Raw genomic sequence first — 1,725 nt, 5'->3', positions numbered from 1 at the left:
GAGCGGGGAGCACAGGCCAAACAACAACGACCAACCCGGATCCACCTTTACGGGGGTCCCCAACACAGATAAGGGGGCCTCCTTCGATCAGCGCTGCAGGCGTTAGACACCAGCAGCATCGACGGAGGCCCGCCCTTCTCGGCGGAGCCACACGGGGGAATTTCGATGAGCGTCAGTGGGGAATTTCAGTGAGCGCGGTCAACGCTGAATTCGCCCGATCTAAATCTAAACCGAAGTTGCGCGCGCCCAGCGCGTTGAACCGATCGCAGTGTCGGTGGAAGAGCCTGCCCTATAACCGGTGAGGAGCCGGGAAGTGGGCGGGGCGTCGGAAGGGAGTCGGAGGCGGTCGTAGTACCGATCGAGCCGCGGGACAACACAACCCGCGGGGAGGGAAGAGGCAGGTCCCCGATAGTCGGTCCACCTGGTTTTGGAGCCAGGTTGTGATTGATGCCGATCTCAGTTGATCTCGCAGGCCACGGGGTGGTGCCTGTGGCTGCATTGGGCAGCGTACTCGGCCGGGGTGAGATAGTTCCGGGCCGAGTGACGATGTCGCCGATTGTGTTCATCCTTGAAGTCGCCGATGACCACGCGGGCCTCGGTCAAGCTCGTCCAGTGGTTGCGGTTGAGGCACTCCCTTCGTAGTCGGTTGTTGAACGATTCGATGTGACCGTTATTCCAGGGTGTCCCCGGCGGAATGTAGCAGAGTCCGACCTGACCAGCGCAAAACGATTGCAGCGCTTGGGAAATCAGCTCCGGCCCGTTATCCATGCGCAGCACCAGCGGAGGCCCGCCGGCCGCGGCGAAACACGTGCGCAGTTCGGCGACCAAGCGCTCGGCGGTGATCGAGCGCTCCACGATGTTCAGCAGCGATTCACGGGTGTGTTCATCAAGCATCGACGCGATCTTGATCGCCTTACCGTCGATCGGGAATCAAACTGGAAATCCAACGCCCACACCACCTTCGGGGCATCGGCAACCACTTCCGGCGCCGACGACAGGCCAGCGCGCTTACGTGGGCTGTGCACGCGCCGCTGTAGGCCCTCTTCCTTCCACAAGCGGTGCACCTTCTTCTGGTTCACACCGCGGTGCTCATCATGGCGCAGCGCGGCCAGGCCCGCCGAAACCCATGACACGGATGAGCGCTGGAGTAGCTGCGCAGCCACTGCCGCAGCTCAGCGTCGGGATCGTCGGGTGTCAGCGCGACCGGGGTCCTGCGATAGGTGGAGCGGGCAAGCCCGACCGCCTTGCACGCCAACCGCTCGGACATGCCCCGAACCTCTTTGAGCATGTCCACAGCGCGGCGCTTGGCGGCCGGGCTCAGAATTTTCCCTTGGTCACCTCACGCAAAGCGTCCTTTTCCAGCTCAGCTTCGGCCAAAAGCCGCTTGAGCCTGGCATTCTGTTCACGCAATTCCCGCAGCTCCTTGGCCGCATCAACGTCCATGCCGCCATAGGCGCGCCGCCAGTTGTACAGCGTCGCCGCCGACACCTCCAGCTCCGCAGCGATCTCCTCGTTGGTCTTGCCCGCCGCAGCAAGTTCGTCAGCGCGACGCAGCTTGCGCACAATGTCCTCAGCAGAATGCTTCTTCCGCCCAGCCATGTGATTCATCGTCCCTTCCGGCCCAACTTCGGGGCCACAGGACTCTAACCCGAAGTTGCGACCGTCTGGATAGGTGATTTGGGCTTTGACGTGGGGTTTTGATGGTTTTGGGTGTTTTGGGTCTGA

General features: G+C 62.3%; 1 pseudogene. It reads right to left on the bottom strand.

From position 1 onward, the window contains the following. Nucleotides 1-456: 456 nt before the first annotated feature. Nucleotides 457-1,599, bottom strand: a pseudogene (locus BST40_RS27995) (IS3 family transposase). Nucleotides 1,600-1,725 lie beyond the last annotated feature (126 nt).

The organism is Mycobacterium persicum (assembly GCF_002086675.1).
Lineage (GTDB): Bacteria > Actinomycetota > Actinomycetes > Mycobacteriales > Mycobacteriaceae > Mycobacterium > Mycobacterium persicum.
The sequence above is the reverse complement of the archived record's forward strand: the minus strand, read 5'-3'. Positions and strand labels throughout refer to the sequence as shown.